This window comes from Micromonospora sp. RTGN7 (assembly GCF_033804645.1).
Taxonomy (GTDB): Bacteria; Actinomycetota; Actinomycetes; order Mycobacteriales; family Micromonosporaceae; genus Micromonospora.
The window spans coordinates 64,491-89,110 of record NZ_JAPZLF010000005.1 but is presented as its reverse complement, the minus strand read 5'-3'; the positions used below and the strand labels follow the sequence as shown (position 1 = coordinate 89,110).

Sequence of the window (24,620 nt, the reverse complement as noted above, 5' to 3'; positions counted from 1 at the left end):
CACGGGCTCACTCGGGCGAAATCAGGCCGTACGCGGCGAGCCACACCCCGGGTTGGCCTTCATCGGCCCAGCGGCGCAGATCGGCCTCGTCGTGGCGCTCGCGGACCGCGAACATCGCCTCGTCGAGCGGAATCGACAGGATGCGGCTCCGGCAGGTGCGGGCCGCCACTGGCGGCCATCGAGAGCTCGACCAGCCGCCGCATCGCCACGCCGGCGGGTACGCCGAGCAGCCCGCCGGCCAGGCCGACCCTGATGCTCCAGGCGGGTTGCATCGATGCCCTGCCTGATCCGGCGCCAACATGACACCACTTTGAGCCAAAACAGCTTGCTCGTGTGCCATTTAGGTGCCACGATGGCACCATGGACTTGACCTCTTACGTGAGCAACCTCGGACGTGAGTTCGCCACGCTTGCCGAAGCCGGCGGTGAGGAAACGCGTGTGCTGGTCGAGCGCCTGGCCGGGTCGCTGGAGTCGGCGATCCGGATGACGCTGCTGGACGCGTTGTCGGCCGCCGCCGACGAGATCAGCCGGGACCTGGCACCGGGTTCGGTGGAGCTGCGGCTGCGCGGACGCGATCCGCACTTCGTCGTGACCTCACCACCCGCCGAGCCGCTCGAGCACACGGCCAAGGACCCTGCGGCGACGGTCGACGGCACTCCGGACAGCGAGCTGCTGATCGCCGAGGAGGGCCCCGCCGCGCGGATCAACGTACGCCTGCCCGAGCAGCTCAAAGCCGCGATCGAGGAGGCCGCTGCCAAGGAGGGACGCTCGGTCAACGCCTGGCTGGCCCGGGCGGCCGCCGGTGCCCTGCAGCGGTCCGATCGCGACCAGCGTGCCGCGCCACGCGGCAGCGCGAAACGGACTCAGCAGGGCTTCACCGGCTGGGTGCGCTAGCCGCACCGCACGCTTCCCTCACACCGCGTCCCCGACCTGCGGGGCGACTCACCTACCCATGATGCGGGGACAACCATGCCACATTACGAAACGCCGGAACCGATCTCCGTCACGCTCGAACTCGGTGTCGGCGACGTGCGGATCGCCGCGAGCGACCGGACCGACACCGTCGTCGAGGTCGGCCCGAGCGACGAAGCCGACGAGTCCGACGTGAAGGCCGCTCAGCAGGTACGTGTCGACTACACCAACGGCACACTCCGGGTCACCGGCCCGAAGTCGCGCGCTTTCGACTTCTCTCGCAAGACCAGATCGGTCACCGTGTCCATCGAACTGCCCAGCGGCTCCCAGGTGTCCGCTGAGATGCAGGTTGGCGACATCCGCTGTGCCGGTCGGCTCGGGGAGTGCAGGCTCAAGACCTCCGTCGGGAACTTCTGGCTCGAACGAACCGGCCCGCTGCGCCTGAACACGTCGGCCGGTCACGTCACCGCCGACGGCATCACGGGCAACGCCGAGATCTCCACCGGCTCCGGCAAGGTCGAGATCGGCGAGGTCGAGGGCTCCGCAGTGGTCAAGAACTCCAACGGCGACACCACGATCGACGCGGTCACCGGCGACGTGCGGGTGCGCGCGGCCAACGGCGACATCTGCGTCGAGCGGGCCGGCGCCGGTGTTGACGCGAAAACCTCCAACGGCAACATCCGCCTCGGCGAGGTGGTCCGCGGTTCGGTCGTGCTCGGGACCGCCATGGGCAACCTGGAGATCGGCATCGCCGACGGCACCGCCGCCTGGCTGACGGTGAACACCGGATTCGGGCACGTGCGCAACCAGATGGAGAACACCACCCGACCCGAGGAGGCCGACGAGACCGTCGAGGTGCGAGGCCGCACCTCCTACGGCGACATCACCATCCACCGCTCCTGATCCACCTCTGGCTGACCTGCGCCGAGCTCGAGGGCTTGGAGCAGATCCGCCCCACGTGACCGTTGCCCAAGGAGACGCAAAGCATGGAAGAAGAGAATCTGGCGATCCGGGTCCACGGATTGCACAAGTCCTATCAAGAGCATCAGGTACTCAAGGGCGTCGACTTCGCCGTGGCCCGCGGGAGCATCTTCGCGCTGCTCGGCTCCAACGGCGCCGGCAAGACCACGATCGTAAGGATTCTCGCGACCCTACTCAAGCCGGATGACGGCACGGCAAGTGTCAACGGATTCGACGTCCTGTCCCAGCCGGCGCGGGTGCGGGAGTCGATCAGCCTGACCGGTCAGTTCGCAGCGGTGGACGAGATCCTCACCGGCCGGGAGAACCTGGTCATGATCGCCAGACTGCGGCACGTGGACGACCCTCGCCGGATCGCAGACGACCTCCTCGAACGATTCGGCCTTGCCGATGCGGCCGGACGCCGGGTGTCGACCTACTCGGGCGGCATGCGCCGCCGCCTCGACATCGCCATGAGCCTCATCGGCGACCCGCCGATCGTCTTCCTCGACGAGCCGACCACCGGACTCGACCCGCAGGCCCGCGTCGAGGTGTGGCAGGTGATCCAGAACCTCGCCGACAGCGGCACGACGGTTCTTCTGACCACCCAATACCTGGAGGAGGCCGAAAAACTCGCCGACCGGATCGCGATCCTGCACAGGGGCACGATCATCGTGTCCGGCACCCTGGCAGAACTGAGGAGGCTGCTCCCGCCCGCGAAAGCGGAATACGTGGAACGGCAACCCACCCTGGAGGAGGTCTTCCTGGCGATCATCGGAAGCGACAGCGACAGGACTCGAGAAAAAGACAAGCAGGGACAGCGATGAGCGTGCACTCCTTCAGCGACACCAGCGTGATGCTCGGGCGCTCCGTGCGACACGTCACCCGCAGCGTGGACACCATCATCACGGTCACGATCATGCCGATCGCGTTCCTGCTGCTGTTCCGCTATGTGTTCGGCGGCGCCATCCAGACGGGCACCGACAACTACGTCAACTATCTGATGCCCGGCATCCTGCTCATCGCCATCGCAAGCGGCATCTCCTACACCGCCTACCGGCTCTTCAACGACCTACAGAGCGGCATCTTCGAGCGGTTCCACTCCATGCCGATCGCACGGTCGTCGGTGCTGTGGGGACACGTGCTGACCTCGTTGGTGTCCAACGCCATCTCCGTGGTGGTCATCGTTCTGGCGGGGCTTGTCATGGGCTTCCGCTCGTCGGCGGGAGTGTTGGCCTGGCTCGCCGTGGCCGGGATCCTCGCGCTGTTCACGCTCGCGTTGACGTGGGTCGCGGTGATCGCCGGGCTGTCGGCATCCTCCACGGACGGAGCGAGTGCTTTCTCGTACCCGATCATTTTCCTGCCCTTTGTGAGCTCGGCGTTCGTTCCCACCGACACGATGCCCGGGCCGGTGCGAGCCTTCGCGGAGAACCAACCGGTCACCTCCATCGTCAACACGATCAGGGCGCTGCTCGAGCAGCAGCCGGTCGGAGACGGAATCTGGATCGCACTGGCCTGGTGCGTCGGCATCCTCGTCGTCGCCTACGCGTTCGCCATGGTCGCTTACCGACGCAAGATCGCCTGAAACCACGGGTATCCGGCCGCCCGAGGCCTCTCGGGCGGCCGGCCGCTCCTTCGGCGGGCCAATCACACCATTGCCAACCTGGGCACAGATCGGCTCCACCCGGTCACCGCCGCTGCCCCTGATCCCGCTGCGGTCCCTGGAAGCGCGGCGGGTCGGCCGAGGAATGCGTCGGCCTACTCGGCAGCGGAGGCGAGGTGCCGGCGCAGCACAGTCACCACCACGGTGACCGCGGCGATGACCCCCACGCCGATCCAGAGCAGCGGGTTGGTGCGCAACTCCTCCGGCAGTTGCTGGCCGAGCACGAAGACGCCCATCACCAGGACGAACCAACCGAACGACTTGCGCAGGACGTCGGCCGGGATCCGTCCGGCGAGCCGCCCACCTGCGAAGCTGCCGGCGATGGCGGCGACGGTCACCGCCGCCGCGAGGCCCCAGTTGATGCTCACGCTGGACAGGTAGCCGGCCAGGCCTGCAAAGGACTTCATCGCGATGACCACCAGCGAGGTGCCGACCGCGACCGGCATCGGCAGGCCACCGAGCAGCGCCAGGGCCGGCACCACCAGGAAACCGCCACCGGCGCCGACCAGTCCGGTCACCAGTCCGACCACCACGCCGTCGAGAATCACCCGCGGTACCGGCAGGTCGTGCGGCACCGGCCTGCCCTCGGCGTTGCGCCGGCCGCGGATCATCGCGACCGCCGTGGCCAGCATCATCACGGCGAATCCGGTGAGCAGGAACCCGGCCGGGATGAACTCGGCCAGCCGGCCGCCGGCGTAGGCACCGGTCATGCCGGCGAACCCGAAGGTCAGGCCGGTTCGCCAGCGCACCCGGTGGCGCCGGGCGTGCGGAATGACGCCCACCACGCTGGTCGCGCCGACGACGAGCAGCGAAGTGGCGATGGCCTCTTTCGCGGGCAGGTCGGCGACGTAGACCAGCAGTGGTACGGCGAGGATCGATCCGCCGCCGCCGAGCAGCCCGAGGCTGACGCCGATCAGGACGGCCAGTCCGATGGTCAGGGCCAAGGTCGCAGTCATGCCCGCTTCCCGGGGCTCTCGCGAAGCTGGCCGACAATGGTGTCCACGTCGCAACTGGCGCCTCGGTTGTAGGGCAGCTTGCCGAGCATCATCCCCATCGCGCAGGTATTGGTGACGGCGGCGACGGTGAGGCCGGCGCCGATGAATCCGGCCACCCACTTCAGCTGCGGCACGAACACCGAGCCGAGGACGCTGACCAGCACGATCGAGCCGGCGACGAGGCGGACCTGACGTTCGAGGTCCCAGCGGGGGCTGCCCTGCTTCATCGGTGCGTTGGCCGCCTGCCAGGCCATGATGCCGCCGTCGAGAATCTTCAGGCTCGGCAGGCCGGCCCCGGCCAGAGTCTGCTCGGCCTGGGTGGCGCGGGCGCCGGAGCGACAGACCAGCACGACGTCCTCGTCCAGGTGGTTGCGCAGCTCCTCGCGGTGCTCCTTGAGCAGGTCGAGCGGCACGTTGTAGGAGCCGGGGATGTGCGAGGTCTCGAATTCCGCCGGGGTACGCACGTCCAGCAGGCGCGGCGCGTGACCGGCGTCGATCAGCTCCCGCAAGCTGGTGGCGTCGAGGGTGGCGGGGCGGGTGCTCTTGGAAGTACTCATTATTTCTCCTCTTTCGCAAACGAAACGCCACACGTGATGGCACGGGGATACCGGCCGGCGCCGGGCGACGCCGGCCGGGGTCGAGCTGATCGGTCAGGCGCCGGCGACCAGTTCCAGGCCGGCATCGCCGGCCTGGCCGAACGTCTCGTCGATGACGACCACCTCGCGTCCGGCGTTGGCCAGCAGGGAGGCTGCGGCGGTGGCCCGGTAACCGGAACCGCAGTGCACCCAGACGGCACCGGCCGGTACGTCGGCGAGCCGCTTGGGCAGGTCGGGCAGCGGGATGTGCACGGCGCCGTCGATGTGGCCGGCCCGCCACTCGTTGGTCATCCGCACGTCGAGGACCACGTCCGCGGCGGGCAGGCCGGCGGGGACCTTGCCCCCGCGGGCCGCCGCGAGGGCCGGGAAGTCGGACATCCGAAACTCCCGCAGCTGACCGGGCTCGGCCGCCCACTGCTCGGCCTGGCCGGTCGCTTGCGCGGCCGGCCGGTCGATGCCGATGCGGACCAGCTCGCGCTGGGCGTCCGCGACCTGCTCCGGGGTTTCGGCGAGCAGGGTGATCGGTACGCCCCAGTCGATCAACCAGCCGAGCCAGGTGGACATCGGGCCGTCCAGGCCGAGACTGACGGTCCCGGCCAGGTGCGACGCCGCATACGCCTTGCGGTGCCGCAGGTCCACCACCCACTGCCCGGCGGCCATCCGCTCGCGCAGTTCGGCGGCGTCGGCCCGGGTCACCGGGGTGAGGTCGACCGGGGCCGGACCGGCGAAGTTCGCCACGCCCATGTGGGCGTAGTAGGCCGGGTAGGCATCGAGACCGGCGAGGGTCTCGGTGACAAAGTCGTCCGCGGCCAGCCGCAGGACCTGGTTCTTCTCCTTCTCCCGGCCGATCGTCGACTCCGGGGCATCGGACTGGCTGGCCGAACAGAAGCTGCCGAACCCGTGGGTCGGCCACACCTCAGCGCCGTCGGGCAGCAGATCCGCCAGCCGCTTCGCCGAAGCGTGCTGGTGGTGGGCCAGTTCGTGGGCGTGCTGCTTGCCCAGCAGGTCGGTCCGGCCCGTGGTGCCGAAGAGCAGCGACCCACCGGTGAAGACACCGATCGACTGCCATTCGCCACCGGTGGCCTCATCCAGAACGTACGACAGGTGGTGGAAGGTGTGACCCGGCGTGGCGACCACCCGCAGCCGCAGCGAGTCGGAGACGGCCACCTGGTCGCCGTCGGCGACCGATGTCCGCTCGAAGCCGACCTCGTCGGCAGCGGCCACCAAGTAGCGGGCACCGGTGATCCGGGCGAGCTCCAGCCCGCCGGAGACGTAGTCGTTGTGAATGTGCGTCTCCACCACGTGGGTGATGCGGACGCCCTTTTTCCCCGCGAGGTACAGGACCCGGTCGATGTCGCGCTGGGGGTCGACCACGATCGCCACCCGCCCGTCCGAGGCGAGGTAGCTGCGATCGCCAAGGGAGGACGTCGCGATGACGGAAACCTCGATTGCCATGTGCTCTGCTCCTTTCGACGTCCTTCAAAGGCCACATACCCCCGGGGGTATGTGGAAGACAAACTGCCGCATCCCTCTTCACGTGCGCACGGCTACCCGCCCACGCCGTAGCCAAACGGCATGGGTGGCGTCTTTGAACCTCTGTGTCTCAGGCGAGGGCCAGGAAGAGCTTCTCCAACTCCTCCTCGGTCATCTCGGGCGTTTCGCCACGCTCACGAGCGGCCCCACAGTGCCGCATGCCCGAAGCAATGATCTTGTAGCCCGCCCGGTCGATCGCCTTCGACACGGCGGCGAGTTGGGTCAGCGCCTCGCGGCAGTCCTGACCACTCTCCATCATCTCGATGACCGCATTGAGCTGCCCACGGGCCCGCTTGAGCCGGGTCAGCGCATCCGACGTCATCTCCGGTCGAAGCTTCATCGGCCACCTCCTGCACCAACTATACCCCCGGGGGTACGGTCTGCGTGGGATACCCCCACGGGTATCTGCAACCCTGCCGGTCGAGGACGCATTCCCCGGTTCCCGGGAGGCGTGGCGCACGCGTGGCACACTCCCCCGGCGGCGCTAGTCGACCTTTCAACGACACGTTCCGGCTCGGCGAGACCGCGACGGCGGTCAGCCAGGGGCAGACCGGGCCGGGAGGGACCTCAGACGTCCTCACCCGCAGCCTCGGCGGGCCGGCGCGCCAACCACAAGCGGTGGGCGAAGAGCATCCCGTAGCCGGCGAGGACCACGCCGAGCACCGCCAGTGCACCGGCGTCGGCGGAGCGGCGCGCCGCATCCAGGATCACCCCCAGCATCGCCGCCGCGACGATCAGCGAGACGTGGTTCGATGCCCAGAACACCACCGGTGTCATGCGCCTGGGGTCGAGGTCACGCATCGCGCCGCCACGGAGCTGCCTGACGAGCCAGGCCGACAACGGTGCGGTAGCGGCCATCGCGGCCCAGACCAGCCACGGCAGCCAGCCGAGCAGCGCGAGGACCGTGAGCATCGCGTACGCGATCAGCTGCGCGCCGACGATCAGGCGTACGGCCCGCTGGTAACCGATGATGACCGGCAGCGTGCGCTTGCCGACCATCGCATCCGACCGGCGGTCCCCCAGGTTCATCACCATCATCCGTGCCACCTGCAGCACCGCGGTGGGCGCCAGCACGGCCAGCAGGAGCATCGGTACGGCGCCGGCCTGGAGCACTGCCGCGACGGCGGGCCAGAGGCCGTTGAGGATCGCGGCAACCGTCAGCTCTCCCGCGCCTCGATAGTTCAGCCGCACCGGAGGCGCGGTGTAGAACCAGGCCAGCACCACGGCCGCGGTGGCGAGCACGCGCGCCTGCCAGTGCGGCATGACAGCCACCATCAGCATCGACGCGCTGAGCAGTACGAACCCGGCGCCGAGCGACACCACGGGTGCGACCGACCCGTCCACAAGTGCCCGACTGCCGCCCGTCCACGGGGTGAAGTAGACGTTCGCCCGGTCGGCTTCCAGGTCGAAGTACTCGTTGCAGTAGTGGGTCATGACGTGGACCGTCCACGCGAACAGCTGCGCGACGGCGTACCACGTGAGGTCGAGCGGGTAGCCCTGGTGTACCGACACCGCCACGGCGAGGCCCACCGGCAGGAGGTTGTAGAGCAGGAAGCGCAGCCGGGCCAGCCGGAGGAAACCCCGCAGGCGAGTTCCGTCCCACCCGGCGGCGGTTACGGCGGCAGCTTGGCGAGGCCCTGGGATCGCCTGAGATTCCCGCATCGCGGCCATAGGCCAACGCCCTCCCCCGTAGTCAGACCGTGGCAACAACCTATATCTCGGCAACGGCGACGGACCCGATCTGTCGGGTAAGCAGCTCGATGCCCCCTTCGGTGGGCAGGTCGATCTGCGTGCCGGCCGCAGCCGGGATCGCCGTGGCTACCGCCCCATCCGCCCTTCGCCGCGCCGGTAGGTGTCGGTGTCCATCTCACCACCACGGCCGACGCCGTCGGCCGTACGGTCACGCGCGGACTACAGCAGCAGACACCGGTCGTGTTCGCCGCCAGCAGCCCGAACGCGGCGCCGCCGTCATCGGTGTCGGTAGTGGCCGCCCGCCCCGGCCGGCGGCCGGAAGATGCCGATCGGCGCCGGGGCGAGGGCATCCGCGCAGGTCAGCAGTCAACCGAACCGGGGGCGGTCCAGGAGGACCGGATCAGCTCCCGCTCGGTGGCGGCGAGGTGGGCGGTCGCGGCGAGCCAGGCCCAGGCGTACCGGTCCGGGTCGGGATCGGTCCGCCGACCGAACGCATCCCGACCGCGCCGGTCGGACTCGTCGGCGAGCGCGGCGGCCAGCGCGGCAGCGGTGGTGAAGCCGGCGCGGCGCAGCGGCCCAGCCAGCCCAGCGCCCTCGCCGCGGGCGGCCTCGGCGACGGCGCGGCGACCGCCGGAGACGGCCAGTTCCACCAGCCGGCGGACCCGCCACAGCGGGGACTCCGCGACCGCGTCGGCGGCGGCGGCGAGGGCCGGTTCGGTCATCGCGGCCGGTTCGCGCGGTGGCAGGTGGCGGCCCTGGATCTCGTCGTAGCCAAGGTCCGCCCGGCCGTGCCAGTCCGTCGGCAGCCGGAGCGTCGCAGCGGCACCGGGCACCGGGCCGACCGCGAGCGGGCGCAGCGTGCTGGCCCGGTCCGGGTCCAGCCGGCCGACCACCCGGATCCGCAGGCCCGGCCAGGCGGCGAGCCGCCGCAGGTTGGCCACGTGGGCCAGCATCGGGTGAGAGTTGACCGGCACCAGCCGGATCACCGGCCCATCCGGCACCGGCACACGGTCCGGACCGGCGTCGGTGGCGGGGACCAGCTCCCGGGCCAGCACCTGGTCACCGACGGCACCTACCACCGTCAGGTCACAGCCCACCAGCGCGGTCCCGGCCCGGGCCGGGTCCTCCGGGTCGTCGGCGGCGAGCTGGGCGGTCACCACCTCGGCGAGCGGGCGGGCGAAGAGTTCCGCCAGCGGTCCGGTGGACCAGTCGGTCTCGGTGAGCGGGCTGGCCCGGACCCCCTGGCCGGCGCCGAGCCGACCGTCCGGGGAAATGGTGGTGCCGGTGATCCGCAGGCCGCCGCGGGCCAGCACCGAGTGGTTGACCGCGACCGCGCCCATCTCGGTGACCGCCCGGGCGCAGTCCCGCGCCCGGGCCGGGCCGCCCGGTTTCACGTCGCCGAAGGAGAGCCGACGCCCGTCGGCGGCGACCAGGTGGGTGACCACCCCGGCGTATCCGGTCGCGCTGATCACCGGTTCCCGGCAGACGCCGTACACCTCCAGCGTGCCGTCCGGCTGGTAGGCCCGCCGGAGGATGCCGACCAGCGCCGGGTCGGGATCGCCTGCGGCCAGCCGGCCGGCCACGTACAGCAGGTCGTGCAGCACCTCGACCAGCTCGGCCAGCCGATCGCCGGCCTGTCGTTTCCGGTGGGCGCGCAGGCCACGTACCGTGCGCAGCGCGGCGCTCTCGGCCCGCGGCAGGCCGGCCAGCCGGGCGCTGTGCGCGGCCCGCAGCAGTTCGGCCTGGGGGACCGCGCCGGCGGCCGGCACGCCGGCCGCGAGCACTGCGGCGGCTGCCCGCCACAGCGCGCTGGCGGCGGCCCGTTGCGCCTTCGTCGGTGCCGTGTTCCGGCCGGTCCGACCAGCGGCCGGGCCGGCTGGTTTTTCGGTCCGCCGGGGCCGGCCGATGGCCACGCCAGGGCCGTCCAGAGCGGACGATACGGCGGTGGACGCCGGGTCGGCATGGATGCCCGGGTCGGCGACCGGGCAGGCGACGAGGACTGCGGTCCGGTGCAGACAGCGGGGCGCCAGCAGGCAGCTGCACCGCGCCTGGTGTGCGTCGGTGACCGCGCCGGTCGGTCCGGGCGTCAGGGTGACCAGTGCCTCGGCGCCGCAGTCGACCGATACGCCACCCTCGACCCGGCCGACTGGCACACCGGACAGCCGTCCGACGGTGGCGTCCAGCCGCTTGTGCAGCCGGGGCGGCAGGGCCGCCACCGCTGCGGCGGCGACCCCCGGCAGCACCGGCGGCAACCGGTCGGTGTCTGTGGCGGTGGGTGTGCGGTTCGTCAACGTGATCCTCCGCGGATGCGGTCGCCCACCCAGCGGGCGAGTTCGAGCGGACTGAGAGCGGCGACCGGCATCCCGGCCGCGACGAGTTGCTCGGCGACCGGTAGCGAGTAGCAGGGCACTCCCCTGTCGTTCAGCGCGGCGCAGCCGAGCAGGTGCACGCCGGAACTGGCCAGCGTGCGGACCTCGCCGAGCAGGCCGGCCAGCGGGTAGCCCTCCTCGAAGTCGCTGACGACCGCGACGATGGTGCGGCTCGGCACGGTCACCAACGAGCGGGCGTGGGCCAGCCCGGCGGCGATGTGCGTACCGCCGCCGACGCGCACCTCCAGCAGCAGCGACAACGGGTCGTCGACCCGGTCGGTCAGGTCGACCACCTCGGTGGAGAAGGCGAGGAAGTGGGTGGACAGGGTGGGCACCCCGGCCAGAACGGTGGCGGTCAGCGCCGACCACACCACCGACGCCTCCATCGAGCCGGACACGTCGACCACCAGCACCACCCGCCAGTCGGCCTCCTTGCGGCTCCGGGTGTTGAAGACCGGGCGTTCCGGCACCACCACCGTCCGGCCGTCGCCGAGCCGCTGGGTGTGCGCCAGGTTCTCCCGAAGCGTACGGGCGAGGTTGATCCGGCCGCCGCGACGGCGGGACGGACGCGGGTTGGTCAACCCGGTCAGCGCCGGACGCATCTGACTGGCCAACTGCTTGGTCAGCTCCTCGACCAGCCGCCGGACCAGTGGCCTCAGCTTGGCCAACTGCCCCTCGGGCAGGCCACCGGCCAGCGACAGCACCGAGGTCAGCAGCTCCATCGAGGGACGTACCGTGGCCGGGTCGAGCTCGGCGAGCACGTCGGTACGGCCGCTCTCGGCCGCCCGGGCGATGACCTCCTCACGTACCGCGGTGCCGAAGAGCGCCTCCAGTTCGTCGGCCCACTCCCGCGCGGTGGGGAAGGAGGCTTCCTGGCCTCCGCCGCCGGGCGCCTGGCCGAAGTCGGTGCCGCCCTCGCCCTGACCCGCCCCGTACAGCTCGTCCAGGGCGCGGGCGTAGCGGCGGGCGTCGGCCGGTAACCGGTCGGGTTGGCGGCCGAGCAGCAGCCGCCACCGGTCCGTGGGGGTGAGCCGGGCGGCCGGCATCTCCGGCCCGGCTGCACCGCCGGCGGGGGTGTCGGCGGGGGCCTCGGTGGCGCCGGTCGGCATGCCCGGGATCGGGATGTCGCGGGCGACCAGGACGGCTCGGCCGGCCGCGTCGGCGGCGGCCCAGCGGGCCAGCAGCTCGGGCGGGGCGAACAGGACCAGATCGAGCCGGTCGCCCAGCCGTTCGACGACGGTGCGCAGCAGCCGGGCCCGGGCCGCCGGGGTGAGCACGTCGAACCCGCCACGCAGGGCCGGCAGCCGGTCCAGGAACTCGGTGTCGGTCAGCCCCTCGATCCGCTCCAGCAGCGGGTCGAGCGCGGCCGGGGCGGACTGCAGCAGCGGATGCGCCGCGGTGAGCAGACCACCGAGCCGCCGGTGCAGATGCCGACGGGTGTCCGGTCCGGTCGCCGCATCGATCCAGCCGGCCACCCGGGTGCCCAGGGTCTCCAGATCGGTCAGCTCGAGCAGCACCCGGGCGGCCAGAGCGGCGCCCTGGATCAGCGACGAACCGGCCCGGGCCAGGTGGCCGAGGGCTTCGTCCAGGCGCAGGCCGATCCGGTCCTCGCCGGCCCGGACCGCGAGGTCGACCAGCGCGGCGGCGTCGGCCGCGGCGTCACTGCCGGCCAGGCCGGGCAGCCCGCGGACCGCCGCCTCCAGCAGCACGACGGCCAACTCGGCCGCCCGGGCCCGGCTGTCGGCGGTGGTGCCGGGCAGGTGTTCCCGGCGCAGCGCCTCCAGCAGGTCCAGTGCGGCCAGCAGCTCGGGCAGCGTGCCGGCGCCCGGCAGCACCGCGGCGGCCAACTCGAGCCGGTCGGTGACCAGCTCGGGCAGGTCGCAACGGGCGGCGTCGCGTAGCCCGGTGAGCAGGTGCCCCGGGGTGGGGCCGCCGTCGGCGGCCTCCCGGCGGAACCGCTCCCGCAGGGTGCCGGCCGCAGCCAGCGCCGCGGTCACCCCGCGTACGCCGACCAGGTCCAGCCGGGCCGCCACGGACGGCGTCCAGGCCAGTTGCCAGCGGGTGGTCAGGGCGGTACCGGCGCCGGTGCCGGAGACCACGATCGGCTCGCCGTAGCCGACGCCGCAGACCTGGAGGCGTTGCAGCAGGATCTCCCGCCGCCCGTCCAGCTCGGTGCGCAGCGGGTCCAGCCGGACCTCGCGGGACTTCGGGCTGTCCGGGTCGGGCAGCCGCAGCGCGGCGAGTTCCGCCTCGACCGCAGGGCCGAGCCCGGACCGTGGCGTACCGGGGGCGATCCGGCCTCGCTCGGCACCGACCAGCACGCTCTCCAGCGCCTTGGCCAGCGCTCGGCCGCGGCCGAGCAGTTCACCCTGGCCGAGCACGGTGGTGACCGCCTCCAGCACCTCGCCCCGCCCGGGGGCGGGCAGGTTCCGCAGCCGGGCCAGGTCGCCGGCCAGCCGCACCGTCTCGGTGGCCTCGCCGGTACCGGCGGTGTGACCGGCCGAGCGGAGTTGCCGGCACAGGTCGGTGACCGCCCGGGCGGCGGCGGCCCGGATCCGTTCCGGGTCGCCTGCGGCGGTGAAGACGGACTGCTGCCAGCGCGGGTCGCGGATCCCCGCCGGGTAGCCGGAGCGGGAGTCGAGCAGGTCGAACGCGTACGGCACCAGCGAGGTGACCGCCGTGCCGCCGCCGTCGGTGGTGGCCGGGCCGGGCCGGGTCTTGGCGGAGCGGGCCGGATCAGCCGGGACGGTGACGGGCCGGGTGGACGTGGCGGCGACATCGGCGGTCGACGCGGCGTCGAGCAGGGCCGGAGCATGGAAGGCGCCGATGACGGCGGCGACCCGCCGGCCGTCCGCGCCGGCCTCGTCCAACGTCCGGCGCATGTGCCACTCGCGGGCCAGGTCCCGGGCCGGTACGCCGTCGCCGTCGGCGCTGTCGGTGCGCATCGCCCAGCCGACGGCGAGGGCGGCCCGGCGGACCGCCTCGGGCGAGCAGCCCGGGGCACGCACCTCGACCACCCGATCCCACAGGTCGTCGCCGTCCCGACCGGTGCCGCTGGCACTGAGCGCGGCGGCGTAGTCAGACCGGCGCAGGCCGGGCACGGGATCACCGGCGTCCGGAGCGGGATCGCAACCGGCGGTCGACTCGGGCCCGGCAGGCGGGCCGAAGCCGGTGGCCGGGTCGGTGGTGTCGGCGCTCCAGCCGGGGTCGGCCAGCGGCAGGTCGCAGCAGAGCACCTCGACGCCGCGCTGCCGGGCCCAGCGAATCGCGGCCAGTTCTGGGGAGAAGTCGGCAAACGGGTAGAAGCCCATGGGTCCATCCGCGCCGTTGCTGCCGACCAGGGCCAGCGGGGCCCGGGCCGCCGGGTCGGACAGGTACGGCAGCCAGCGCTGGAAGTCGGCAGGCAGCTCGATACAGACCACCTCGGCCCCGGCGGCGTCCAGCAGCGCCGGGACCACCGCCGCCAGGGCCGGGCTGTGATGCCGCACCCCGATCAGGTACGGCCGGAGAGAACCGGCGAGCGCGTCGACCACGGCTCGCGGGTCGGCCGTCGTCGGATCTACCGTCAACGGGCCGGCGGTCAACGGATCGGCCGTCGGCAGGGCCGCACCGGTCGACGTGCTGGAGAGGGTCGTCACCGCAGGCTCTCCCGCAGGTCCCAGAGCCGGCGCCACATCGCCGAGCCGTCCTCGGCGCGGCGGCGGACCGGGCCGTCCCAGTAGCCGAGCAGCCGGGCGTGGTCGTTCTGGTCGTCCTTGCGGACCACGCCGAGCAGGTGCCCGGGCACCAGGTCGAGCGCGTCCCCGCCGGGCAGGTACGCGACGGCCAGGCCGAGCGACACCGCCACCTGCACCGCCTCGGCGGTGGACATCACCGTGCCGGGTCGTTCCACGTCCCAGCCCTCGCCCGACCGGCCGGAACGCAGGTCGCGGAACACGGTGACCAGTGCGTCGACCACCGCGTCATCCACCGTGTACGCCGCGCCGGCGCGCTGCACGGCGGCGGTGGCATGCCGGCGGACCAGGTCGGTCTCGGTGTCCGCGTCCGAGATCGGATGGATGGTCTCGAAGTTGAACCGACGCTTCAGGGCCGAGGACATCTCCGACACGCCCCGGTCCCGCAGGTTGGCGGTGGCGATCACGGTGAACCCGGGCATCGCACGGATCAGGCCGTCCTCGGTGCCGGAAAGCTCCGGCACGTTCATCCGCCGGTCGGACAGGATCGACACCAGCGCGTCCTGCACCTCGGGAAGGCATCGGGTGACCTCCTCGATCCGGACCACCCGGCCGGTGCGCATCGCGGTCAGCACCGGCGAGTCGACCAGCGCCTGAGGGGTCGGGCCCTGGGCGAGCAGCAGGGCGTAGTTCCAGCCATACCGGAAGGCGTCCTCGGTGGTGCCGGCGGTACCCTGCACGGTCAGCGCGCTGGTGCCACAGACCGCGGCGGCCAGCAGCTCGGACAGCAGCGACTTGGCGGTGCCGGGCTCGCCGACCAGCAGCAGGCCCCGCTCACCGGCCAGGGTGACCACGCACCGCTCGACCAGGCTCCGCTCACCGACGAACTTCGGCGCGATGGTCATCCTGGCCGGCAGTTCGGTGCCGTCCGGGCCGGTGCGCCGGTTCGCGGGCAGCTTCAACGCCTCGCCGTCGCTGCCCTGGATGAAGGTGACCACGGCGCGCGGGGTCAACGCCCAGCCCGGTGGCCGGGCCCCGTCGTCGTACGCGGCCAGAAAGTCCAGCTCGTCGGCGTACCGCTGTTCGGCGGAGAGGACCTGGGCGGCGGTCTCCGGCGCCACGGTGGGGCGGACGTGTTCCGTGACGGTCACGGGCGTTCCTCGATCTCTCTGGTTCGGATGGGGTGTTCGGGACAGGGACGGTCGGGGCGAGAGTCAGCGTTTGGTGCCGCGGGTGGGCAGGTTGTCGAACCGGGGCCGGTCACCGTCGCGGATGCGTTGCCAGGCCCTCCGGTAGAGGTCGGCGGCCGGTTCGAACGGCACGGTCACACCGAGCCCGGCCGTACCGTCGGGCGCGAGGTCGAACAGGGCGGTCTTCCAGCCTTCGATCGGCGCCTGCCGGCGGCGCTCCAGCCACGGGCCAGGCAGGAACAGCGACCGGCCGGCCCGGGACCGGCTGGCCTCGATGACCAGTTCAGTGCCGGTTAGTTCGGCGCGGGCCGCCTTCAGCCGGGTCGGCTTCCAGCCGGTCCACTTCGCCGTGTTGCGGTCGGTCGGGTCCGGCATGGCCAGCAGCATCAGGTACACCGCCGCCGCGTCGGCGCCCAGGCCGTGTTCCCCGGTCGCCTCGGCGACCAGGTCGGGCACCGACCGGGTCGGATCCTGCGGCCACCAGGTCCCGTTCGCCGCCCGCGCGCCGCCGCCCGGATTCCCCGGATCGCCGAGCAGCGCCGCGAACCGTGGGTCGCGGACCAGGCGCAGCGCCACCTCCATCGGGTCCGGCTTGCCCGCGTCCCCCCGCAACGCCGGCAGGTACGGGTCCGTCCCGTCGGCGTCGAGCAGGTCCGGCCGCAGCGCGGGCAAGGGTCGGCTGTCCCCGGTGGCCAGGACGATGGCGCCGTACCGTTCCCAGCCGGGGCCGGTTTCCGACGGGTTGCCCGCCAGTTGGCGGAACGCGGGCAGGGAAACGTACTCGCTGAGGTCGAGCAGCAGGTCGGGGTTGGCCAGCCGGTCCCGGATCACGGCCAGCGCGGCCGGCAGCGCGGCCCGGCACGGATCGCCGGCTGGGGTGTGGTGGGCGACCCAGGCTGCCAGGGTGACTGCGGAGCACAGCACCTCACCGGTGAAGCCCACTACCCGGTCGTCGACCTGGCAGGCCCGGTCGCCCCTGATCTCGCAGGCCAGGTCGGTGCTCAGCTCGACCGAACGGGCGGGGTCGAGCAGCGCCGGCAACGCCTTTGCGGGTTCCCAGCCGGTCCGGGTCGCGCGCACCGCGTCGGTGAGCAGTTGTTCGGGCACCACTACCCGGCGTCCCACGGCGGCGTTCCAGACCGCCGCGGCGGCGGCCGCGTCCGGACCGTCGGTCCACAACCGGGCCGGGTCGTCCGGCAGCAGCGCAGAGACCGCGGCCAGCCGGACCGCCGGGCTGGACTCGTACAGAATTTCGTAGGCCAGCTTGACCTCGCCGGCCTGCTTGATTCCGAGCACCTTGCGCAACTCGGTCGGTGCGGCATTCATCGAGTTCCCGTACAGAAGGCCGGCCAGCACCAGCTTCGCGGCGGTGGGGGTTACGCCGGTCAGCTCGGCGAACCGCTCGGCCGCTTCCGGCCGCCAGGGCAGCGGGCCGCGCGCGGCCCGCTCGGTGAGGAAACCGGCCAGCCAGCCGGCCGGCCGATCGGCACCGACCGGCGCCGAGGACCGCACCGTGTACGGCTCGGGCACGGCGAACACGCTGGCCGGGTCGTGGTACAGCGCGTCGAGGAGGTAACCGGTGCCGCCCGTGCCGCTGGAGTTGAGGACGGCGATGAACGCCCCGTCGGCCAACGGCAGGATGCCCGGCCCGGGGTACCGGCGCGTGCCGTCGGGGCTGTACAGGTAGTCGTTCAGCAGGTGCAGGGAGAGCCGGCGCCACCGGGCTGGTTCGGCCATCGCGCCCAGGCCGAGCCGGTCCAGCTCGATGAGCAGGGCGCACAGCGTCTCCCGGTGTTCGTCAGGGTTGACCACCGTGACGGACCGGTAGGCGACGGCTGCGACAGCACCGAGCAGAGCCCACCAGTCCAGAGCGGCCGGCAGCGACGGCCCGTCGAGGTGCAGCCGCACGGAGGGTTCGCTTCCGGTGGTGGTGGAGCGCTGGGCGGCGATCGCCTTCAACTGGGTGAAAGCGTGGGGCGAGCGGCCCGTCCGATGGACCGAGTACAGACCGTTCAGCGCCAGGCTGAGCTGCTCGTCGGTGGGGCCGGTCACGGTGGCCGCCGGCGCCACCGTCTTCAGGGCGGACAACGACCGGGTGAGCCGCTCGGTCACCGCGTCCAGGTCGGTGCGCGCCTGGGCGGCCAGCCGCAGCACCCCGGCCACCCCGGCCAGCACCGCGTCGTGGCCGATCGCCGGCAACGTCGAGCGGACCAGATCGACCAGCGCGTCCTTGTCGTCTTCGTCGACGGTGGCACCGGTCGCGGACGCTCCAGCGCCGGGGGTGCCGGTTGGTACGCCGCCCAGGGACGCCGGGACGGCGACGGGAAGACCGGTGATGGCCTGCGCGGCCGCGGTCAACCGGGGGCGGGCCGCTGCTTCGGCCAAGGCGGCCGCTTCGGCCAGGGCGGCGCGACGTTCGCCGAGGGCGACTGTGAACAGTGCGGCGGCGGTGTCCCGGTCCATTCCGCGCAGGGCGGTGGAGCCGGTCGGGTCCCGGGGCAGCATGTTGCCGAGGAACTTTACACCCGGCAGCGGGACCGTGGCGGGGGTGTGGTTCCGGCTGGACGACGCTCTGGCGGCGGCCGACACCGCCCCGTCCGGGTCGACCAGGACGAGCCCTTCGAGGACGGCCCGCGGCCGGTCGTCGCCGGGCAGCACCAGCGCCGCGAGCGGTTCCTGTCCCGGGGCCACGGTGACGCTACGACCGGCCAGGTCCTCGCCGCGTACCGAGCCGTCCGGCAGGGTGACCACCCGCCAGCCGAGCAGACCGTCCACCGGAGCGGCGGCCGGGGTGGCCCGGTCGGACAGGGCTGGCCGCAGCCAGCTGGCCGACTCGTGGAGGCGGCTTCCGCCCACCGGGAGGTCGGCCAGGAACCGGGGCAGGCTGCGCCGGCCGTGGGTGTTGCTGACCGGGTCGTACTCGCGCCAGCCGTGGTCGCCGCCCTCCTCACCGCAGCGGTGGACCCAGTGGGAGGTGCCGTCGGTGATGGTCGGCAGCTCCTGCGGGACAGCGGTGTCACCGGCGTGCAGCACGCCGTCGCCGGTGGTCCGCCCGCCGCCGGCCAGCGGCAGGGTGATCCCGTTCCCGCGCGTTCCGCTGCCGTGGATGGGCTGCGGCTCGCCCGGCGACGAGTGCCAGTAGCCGCGCAGGTCGTAGTCGAGCTCCCGGGAACGCCAGAAGACCAACAGCTGGCTGTCGACGTAGTGATAGCCGGGCGAGCCCCACGCGTCACGGGCCGGGATACGCAGGTCGTGGCGGAGCACGATGCCCTCGGCGCCGAGCACACGCACCGTGGTCGGCCCGCCCAGGATCAGGTACGGCCAGGCCTCCTGCCGGACCAGCTCGACCCGGTGGTCACCGCCGGTCACCTCCTGCCAGGCCTGCTCCCAGTCCGGCCAGCCCAGCTCTTCGATGATTCCGCAGCGCAGACTGCGCAGGACGTGCTCGGTCAGGTCGACGTCGAGGGCCGCCCTGAGCTCGCCACTCTGACCGGGGTCGCCGGCCCCGTCGAGGTCGCCGGAGACCAGGCGCAACGCCTCGACCGGGAGCTTGCCCAGCCAGTCCACCGACGCCGGCAGGTACGGCAGCCCGACGGCGAACCGGTCGCGGAGCCGGGCCCGAAGCCAGTCGGTCAGCAACGGCCGGATGCCCGGCGTCACGACCAGCCGACGCAGCGCGTGCTGGTGGTCGTCGAGCTGGTCGAGGCCTCGGCGCAAGGCCCCGGCGAACCGGTCGTCACCGGCCACGGCGAGCAGGTCACGCTCTCCCTCGACCTTGACCCAGCGCGCCAGGTCCAGGGTGTCGCGCTCCTTTGCCGGGCTCACCGGCAGGTTGAGGGCGAGCAGCAGGTCGAGCAGTTCCAAGTCGCCGTCGGCAGCGAGGGTCTCACCGCTGTCGGTCAGCTCGACGCGCAGCCGGTCGGCCATCCGCTCGACGAGCGGGTACAGCTCCGGCAGCCGCCTGCGGTGGTGGCCCGAGTTGGCCCGGCTCAGGAAGCGGCGCAGCCAGCCGACGGAGCCGTCCTGTGGGCGGGCCCGGTCCGGCACGTCCGGGTCGGACAGGCCGGCGACCGCACCGGTGTCGGTCAACCGGGCCAACCACGAGACCAGGTTGGCCCGGTCAGTGGGCATCAGATCGAGCAGGCTGCCTCGGATCGCCGGCTCACGGCCGGACAGCGCCGTCACCGCCGGCAGGTGCGCCTTCCACCAGCCGGCCGGCGCCTCGGCGGCCACCGGCAGCCGGAGCAGCTCGGTCAGGTAGGCCGCCTCGCGGTCGGCGACGGCCGCGGCGCCGACCGCACCGGCGCCCTTGGTGGCGGCCCGGACCAGCCGGTTCACCACGTTGGCCGACTGGGCGGACGGAACCACGCCGGCGGCCGCGGCCCGCAGCGCCAGCCGGCAGAACCGCTCCAGCGCCTCGTGGGCCGGCAACTGGGCGGACAGCTCTTTCGCGTGGCCGGCCAGCGCGGTCGCGGACACCACCTTGGCCGCCGCGAACTCGACGTAGACCTCGTCCAGCCGGTTCAGATCCACCAATAGGCCGTGCTGCGCCTCCGCCTTGCGCGCCTTGTTGAACAGTTGCGTCGCGTAGGTGTCCTGCCCGGCGGCCAGGAACACCCGCGCCGCCTGCTCGAAGAACGTCGGCAGGAAGTGCGGCAGCGTGCCGGCGAACCGGTCGGCCACGGCCTGGTGCCCGTCCAGGGCGGCCTTCGGCCGCGACCGCACCTGCTTGGCCAGCTTCTGCAACTCCGGCACCACCGCCAAGGCGTGCCGGCCGTCCACCGCGTGGTGCACCAGCACCCACTCCGGGAAGACCAACGGGCGGCGCGGGCCCAACCCGACGACGGCCGGCTCGGCACCCGGTGCCAGGCCGAGGAACCCGACGGCGATGTCCTCGCCCTCGCCCAGAGCGGCGTCGACCAGGCGGACCACCAGCCGGTCGTCGAGGGCCGGGTGCCGGTAGGTGCGGGCGGTGAGGGGCACCGCCCGGTCCCCGGCCCCGGCGGTGTCGGTCGGAAGCACCGCACCGGCGGCCAGCAGGCTCTCGGCCGAATCCTCGCCCGACATGGTCGTCATCCCGGTCATGCTTTCTTCCCCGTTCCGGTCGAGGCGCCGGAGAGGGCCGTCGCCATCCGCATTCCTTCCGACCAGGCCACCGGCCCGACCTCGGTCAACCGCAGCGTCGGACCCTCCACCAACGACCAGGAGAGGTTGCCGAGAGTCGCCTCGGAGTCCCAGTAGTCCTCGCCGAACCACATGGCGGCCTCGACCGTGCGGCCGGCCTCCCAGACCCGGCACTTGACCTGCGAGCCGGAGACCCGGAAGCCGAGCGTGGCTGCTCGGGCGGCCAACCGGTTGGGGACGGTGGTGCCGCGAAAGTCGGTGATCGTGGTGTCACGGTCCTTCAGGTTGGCGGGCTTGCCCCAGGTGCCCCGATGCAGTTGCTCGACCCGCTGGGTGACGTCGAGTTCGTCGGCGAACTCGGCCAGGTCGGCCAGGTCGGCCAGGCGCACCGGGTGGGGCAGCGTGGCGCTGGCCGGCGAGAACCGCACGGTGTCCCCATCGAGGTTGATCACACGCAGGCCGCCGGTCTCGGTGACGTCCCGCAGGAAGCCCGGCTCGGCCGGGTCGTCCCCGAGCACCACGAGGTCGCGCAACGCGTCCCGCCAGGCCGGGTCCGGCCAGACCCGGGCCAGCAGACCGGTCGGCACCGGCAGCGAGGACACCATCCAGGCGTCGACCCGGGCCAGGCATTCGGCGGCGTGCCGGTCGAGCCACTCGGTGAGCTGCCGCAACCGTTCGACCTCGGGGTCGTCGCGCAGCACCTTCGGCAACGTCTTCAATGGACGGCCGGTGGCTCGCAGGCCGGTGGACCGGGCCGCCACCTTTCCGTCCACGAGCGAGATCTCATAGGAGTCTCCCACCGGTAGCCAGCCCATCAGAAACACCCTCCGCAGTGGCGAATTAGCCAAATTTTGTGAGGAATCGGCCGCGACCGTCCAACGCAGGGCACGCTAACAGTAGTGACCGACACCATCGGAACCCGCTGACCGGACAGCGGGACGAGAAGGACCGGACGTCGAGAAGCCGCCATACCAGGTGCCGAATGCTCATTCACGGAAACCCGTGGTGTCCGGGCCACGGCTCGGGGTGGGCTTCAAGATCAATCTTCACGGGTCGGCACACACAGCCCGCGCCCGGACGCCTTGGGGTCAGCGCGGTAACGAGGCATCGGCGACACTGTGGAGGTCGGCAACCCGCTCGTCAGCGTCAGCCGGACACGGCCCGGGCTCGCCGACGCGGTCGCGGTCGCGGTCGCCCAATCCGTCCGAATCCATCGCGGCCAGGCATGCCGGCCGTCCGGCCACGGGGGCCGGACGGCGACCCCACCGTTCGCCACGATTCCTGCCTACGTTGCCACCGCGACCGGTTCGGCTGATCCCCACCACGAGAGGATCACCACATGACGCGCAGATCGTCTGCCTGTCTCGCCACAATGCTCATCCTCGCCGCACTGCTGGTCGCCGATCCGAGCCGCGCCACCCCGGCCACCCCGGCCGCTGCGGCGGCCAAGCCGGTGATCAACGGCGCCGTGTTCAACGACCCGCTCGGTACGCCGGCGCAGCAGAGCGCCATCTTCACGCAGATCATCGCGCTGGTGAATGCGACGCCCTCGGGCGAGGAAATCCGGGTTTCCATGTTCGACTTCAGCGACGCGGCGGTGGCCGACGCACTCAACGCGGCCGCACACCGCGGCGTGCGGGTGAAGGTGATCCTCGACGACTCGTCGTATCTCAACGCCAGCGGCCAGCCCAAGAACAGCCCCGCCTGGAACACACTGAGCAATTCGACGACCGGGCTCGGTACGGATGACAGCAAGCCGTCGTGGGTGGTGGTCTGCGACGACCGGTTCGAGGACAACGACGGCGTTGACGACGTCTCACGAGGCTGTATCGCCACCCCGCCGCCTGGTCCGGCGTACAACCACAACAAGTTCTTCCTGTTCTCCAAGGTCGGCCCGTTCGACGACGGCACCACGTATCAGAAGGTGGTGCTCCAGACCTCGTCCAACCTCACCGACTGGTACAAGGTGGAAACCTACAACGACGCGGTGACCTTCACCGACACGACGGTCTACAACGCGTACGCGACGTACCACGAGGACCAGCGGCGGCTGCGGTACTCCAGCACCGGCGACAACGGCTACTACCGCAGCACCCCGACCGGCACCACATACCGCGCCTACCTCTTCCCGCGTGCCGACTCCTCGTACAACAACCCCAGCAGCGACACCATCGTCAACGCGCTCGACGAAGTCGCGTGCGGCTACACCGGTGCCGACGGAATGAGGCACCAGACCGACATCCGCATCGTGGTGCTGGACTTCCTCAAGTCACGCAAGCAGGTCGCGACCAAGCTCGCAGCGTTGCGCGCCGCGGGGTGCTGGATCGACGTCATCTACGCCGAAAGCGACCCGACCATCGAGGGCATGCTGGACGACGCCGGCATCCAGCGGCTGTCCTGCCTGGTCAACGTTGCGCCGGGCATCGACGTCCGCCCGCACGACAAGATCATGCTGATCGACGGCGACTACAACGGCGACCTCACCCCGCGCGTCTACACCGGCAGCCCGAACCTGGACGGCTCGTCGCTGCGCTCGTCGGACCAGGCACTGCTGCGCATCGCGAGCGCCTCATACCACGCCAGTTACCTGAGCTTTTTCTACAAAGTGCGCAGCTTCTGCCGGACCGGTGTGGGTGGGGCTGTCTCGGCGAGGTCCTGAGTCGCCGGTGATGTTCGGTCGGTGCCACGCATAGAGCTCGGTCGGCGGCCGGTCCACCTCCGTCCGCCGACCGGAGTCCCGTCCGGTCACAGCAGGAGCAGTACGTGAAGAGACGTGTCACCCTTCTCCTGTCCACGCTCGTGGGCCTGGCGACAGTGCTCGTCGTGCCCGCGACGGTCCAGGCAGCCACACCAGTGGCGGCGATCACCGCGCCGCCCATTTGACGCCCAGACCTTTGCCGACTGGGGCATCGACTACCTGAAGTACGACAACTGTCACAACCAGGGCCGGCCCAACTACGAATGGTACGAGGCCATGGGCGACGCGCTCAGGGCAACCGGCCGTCCGATCGTCTACAGCCTCTGCAACTGGGGCGAGGACGAGCCGTGGACCTTCGGCCCGCTCGTGGGCGGCAGTGCGTGGCGGACCACCGGCGACATCGTCGACAGTTGGGGCAGCGTGCTTAACCTGCTCGACCTGCAGGTGGGGCTGGAGCCGTTCGCCCGCAACAACGGCTTCAACGACCCCGACATGCTGGAGGTCGGCAACGGCGGCATGACGCACAACGAATACGTCGCCCACTTCAGCCTGTGGTCGTTGCTCAACCGCAGCGGCGCGACCGCCACGATCTCCACGTCGGCGGCCGAGTTGGGGCTGGGCGGGTCGTCCTCGTACTCGCTGCGCAACCTGTGGACCGGCGCCACCTCCTCCACGAACGGCGCCATCTCGGCTTCCGTACCGTCGCACGGCGTGGTGATGTACCGGGTATTCCGGGCCGGTTCCCTCCTGGGGCCGGCACCGTCGGCGGGTACCCATCAGGTCGCGGACCTGGCCTGGCTGGCGTCGTCCAACGGTTGGGGCCCGGTGGAACGCAACAGGTCCAACGGCGAGACCTCGGCCGACGACGGGCGCACCCTGACCATCAACGGCAGCACCTACGCCAAGGGCCTGGGCGCGCACTCCGACAGCGCGGTGCATGTCTATCTAGGTCGTGCGTGTCCGCTCTTCAGCTCCGATGTGGGTATCGACGACGAGGTCACCAAGTCGGCCGCGTCCGTCACGTTCTCAGTCATAGGAGACGGATCGGCTCTCTACACGAGCCCGGTAGTGATTACGCCAACTGGGCCAGCCCTCGTCTCCTCTGCTGAGGGGACCGAACCGTGGCTCGTCCAGCCGACTGCGCTTGCGAAATTGCAGATGCCGCTGTCGGCCGGGCGAGCCGCGACGGGGCGCACGCACGCCCGACCGCCGTCGGC

Annotated in this window: 16 protein-coding genes and 1 pseudogene; 6 read left to right on the top strand and 11 right to left on the bottom strand. The window is 71.8% G+C overall.

Annotated features, from left to right (window positions below; translation table 11 throughout):
• Window positions 1–7: 7 nt before the first annotated feature.
• Window positions 8–169, bottom strand: coding sequence for a hypothetical protein (locus SNR22_RS09115; RefSeq protein WP_320066066.1), 162 nt, complete (start codon window positions 167–169; stop codon window positions 8–10).
• A 191-nt stretch (window positions 170–360) separates the two neighbouring features.
• Between SNR22_RS09115 and SNR22_RS09110 the strand changes: the two genes are divergently transcribed.
• The 4 genes from SNR22_RS09110 to SNR22_RS09095 all read left to right on the top strand — a co-directional run bounded on the left by SNR22_RS09110 (window position 361) and on the right by SNR22_RS09095 (window position 3,454).
• Window positions 361–894 carry a YlcI/YnfO family protein gene (locus SNR22_RS09110; RefSeq protein WP_320066065.1) on the top strand — a complete coding sequence of 178 codons (534 nt, stop codon included), beginning with the start codon at window positions 361–363 and terminating at the stop codon, window positions 892–894.
• A gap of 75 nt (window positions 895–969) precedes the next feature.
• Entirely contained in the window at window positions 970–1,815 is an 846-nt protein-coding gene (locus SNR22_RS09105; protein WP_320066064.1) for a DUF4097 family beta strand repeat-containing protein, read from the top strand.
• An 83-nt stretch (window positions 1,816–1,898) separates the two neighbouring features.
• Entirely contained in the window at window positions 1,899–2,696 is a 798-nt protein-coding gene (locus tag SNR22_RS09100; RefSeq protein WP_320066063.1) for an ABC transporter ATP-binding protein, read from the top strand.
• Window positions 2,693–3,454, top strand: a complete 762-nt coding sequence (locus SNR22_RS09095; protein WP_320066062.1) for an ABC transporter permease — start codon at window positions 2,693–2,695, stop codon at window positions 3,452–3,454. The genes SNR22_RS09100 and SNR22_RS09095 overlap by 4 nt, the downstream gene beginning before the upstream one ends.
• A gap of 173 nt (window positions 3,455–3,627) precedes the next feature.
• Here SNR22_RS09095 and SNR22_RS09090 read toward each other — a convergent pair whose 3' ends face one another.
• The 10 genes from SNR22_RS09090 to SNR22_RS09045 all read right to left on the bottom strand — a co-directional run bounded on the left by SNR22_RS09090 (window position 3,628) and on the right by SNR22_RS09045 (window position 21,520).
• Window positions 3,628–4,488 (bottom strand): sulfite exporter TauE/SafE family protein, encoded by an 861-nt coding sequence (locus SNR22_RS09090; RefSeq protein ID WP_320066061.1) that lies wholly within the window; start codon window positions 4,486–4,488, stop codon window positions 3,628–3,630.
• Window positions 4,485–5,084, bottom strand: a complete 600-nt coding sequence (locus SNR22_RS09085) for a rhodanese-like domain-containing protein (RefSeq protein ID WP_320066060.1) — start codon at window positions 5,082–5,084, stop codon at window positions 4,485–4,487. The genes SNR22_RS09090 and SNR22_RS09085 overlap by 4 nt, the downstream gene beginning before the upstream one ends.
• 93 nt (window positions 5,085–5,177) lie before the next feature.
• Entirely contained in the window at window positions 5,178–6,578 is a 1,401-nt protein-coding gene (locus SNR22_RS09080) for an MBL fold metallo-hydrolase (RefSeq protein WP_320066059.1), read from the bottom strand.
• 148 nt (window positions 6,579–6,726) lie between these two features.
• Entirely contained in the window at window positions 6,727–6,996 is a 270-nt protein-coding gene (locus SNR22_RS09075) for a metal-sensitive transcriptional regulator (RefSeq protein WP_320066058.1), read from the bottom strand.
• Window positions 6,997–7,223: 227 nt separating this feature from the next.
• Window positions 7,224–8,318: a prenyltransferase gene (locus tag SNR22_RS09070; protein WP_320066057.1), complete on the bottom strand. Its 1,095-nt coding sequence runs from the start codon at window positions 8,316–8,318 to the stop codon at window positions 7,224–7,226.
• Window positions 8,319–8,707: 389 nt separating this feature from the next.
• Window positions 8,708–10,639, bottom strand: coding sequence for a hypothetical protein (locus SNR22_RS09065; RefSeq protein ID WP_320066056.1), 1,932 nt, complete (start codon window positions 10,637–10,639; stop codon window positions 8,708–8,710).
• Window positions 10,636–14,355, bottom strand: a complete 3,720-nt coding sequence (locus SNR22_RS09060; RefSeq protein ID WP_320066055.1) for a DUF5682 family protein — start codon at window positions 14,353–14,355, stop codon at window positions 10,636–10,638. The genes SNR22_RS09065 and SNR22_RS09060 overlap by 4 nt, the downstream gene beginning before the upstream one ends.
• Window positions 14,352–15,542, bottom strand: a complete 1,191-nt coding sequence (locus SNR22_RS09055; protein ID WP_320066054.1) for an AAA family ATPase — start codon at window positions 15,540–15,542, stop codon at window positions 14,352–14,354. Before SNR22_RS09055 ends, SNR22_RS09060 begins: the two co-directional genes overlap by 4 nt.
• Before the next feature lie 63 nt (window positions 15,543–15,605).
• Entirely contained in the window at window positions 15,606–20,666 is a 5,061-nt protein-coding gene (locus SNR22_RS09050; RefSeq protein WP_320066053.1) for a hypothetical protein, read from the bottom strand.
• On the bottom strand, window positions 20,663–21,520 hold the full coding sequence (locus SNR22_RS09045) for a DUF4132 domain-containing protein (protein ID WP_320066052.1): 858 nt from the start codon (window positions 21,518–21,520) through the stop codon (window positions 20,663–20,665). The genes SNR22_RS09050 and SNR22_RS09045 overlap by 4 nt, the downstream gene beginning before the upstream one ends.
• A 524-nt stretch (window positions 21,521–22,044) precedes the next feature.
• On the opposite strand from SNR22_RS09045, the gene SNR22_RS09040 reads away from it, so the two are divergent.
• Window positions 22,045–23,364 carry a phospholipase D-like domain-containing protein gene (locus tag SNR22_RS09040; RefSeq protein ID WP_320066051.1) on the top strand — a complete coding sequence of 440 codons (1,320 nt, stop codon included), beginning with the start codon at window positions 22,045–22,047 and terminating at the stop codon, window positions 23,362–23,364.
• A gap of 114 nt (window positions 23,365–23,478) precedes the next feature.
• Window positions 23,479–24,474, top strand: a pseudogene (locus SNR22_RS09035) (NPCBM/NEW2 domain-containing protein); the annotation flags it as partial.
• Window positions 24,475–24,620: the final 146 nt, after the last annotated feature.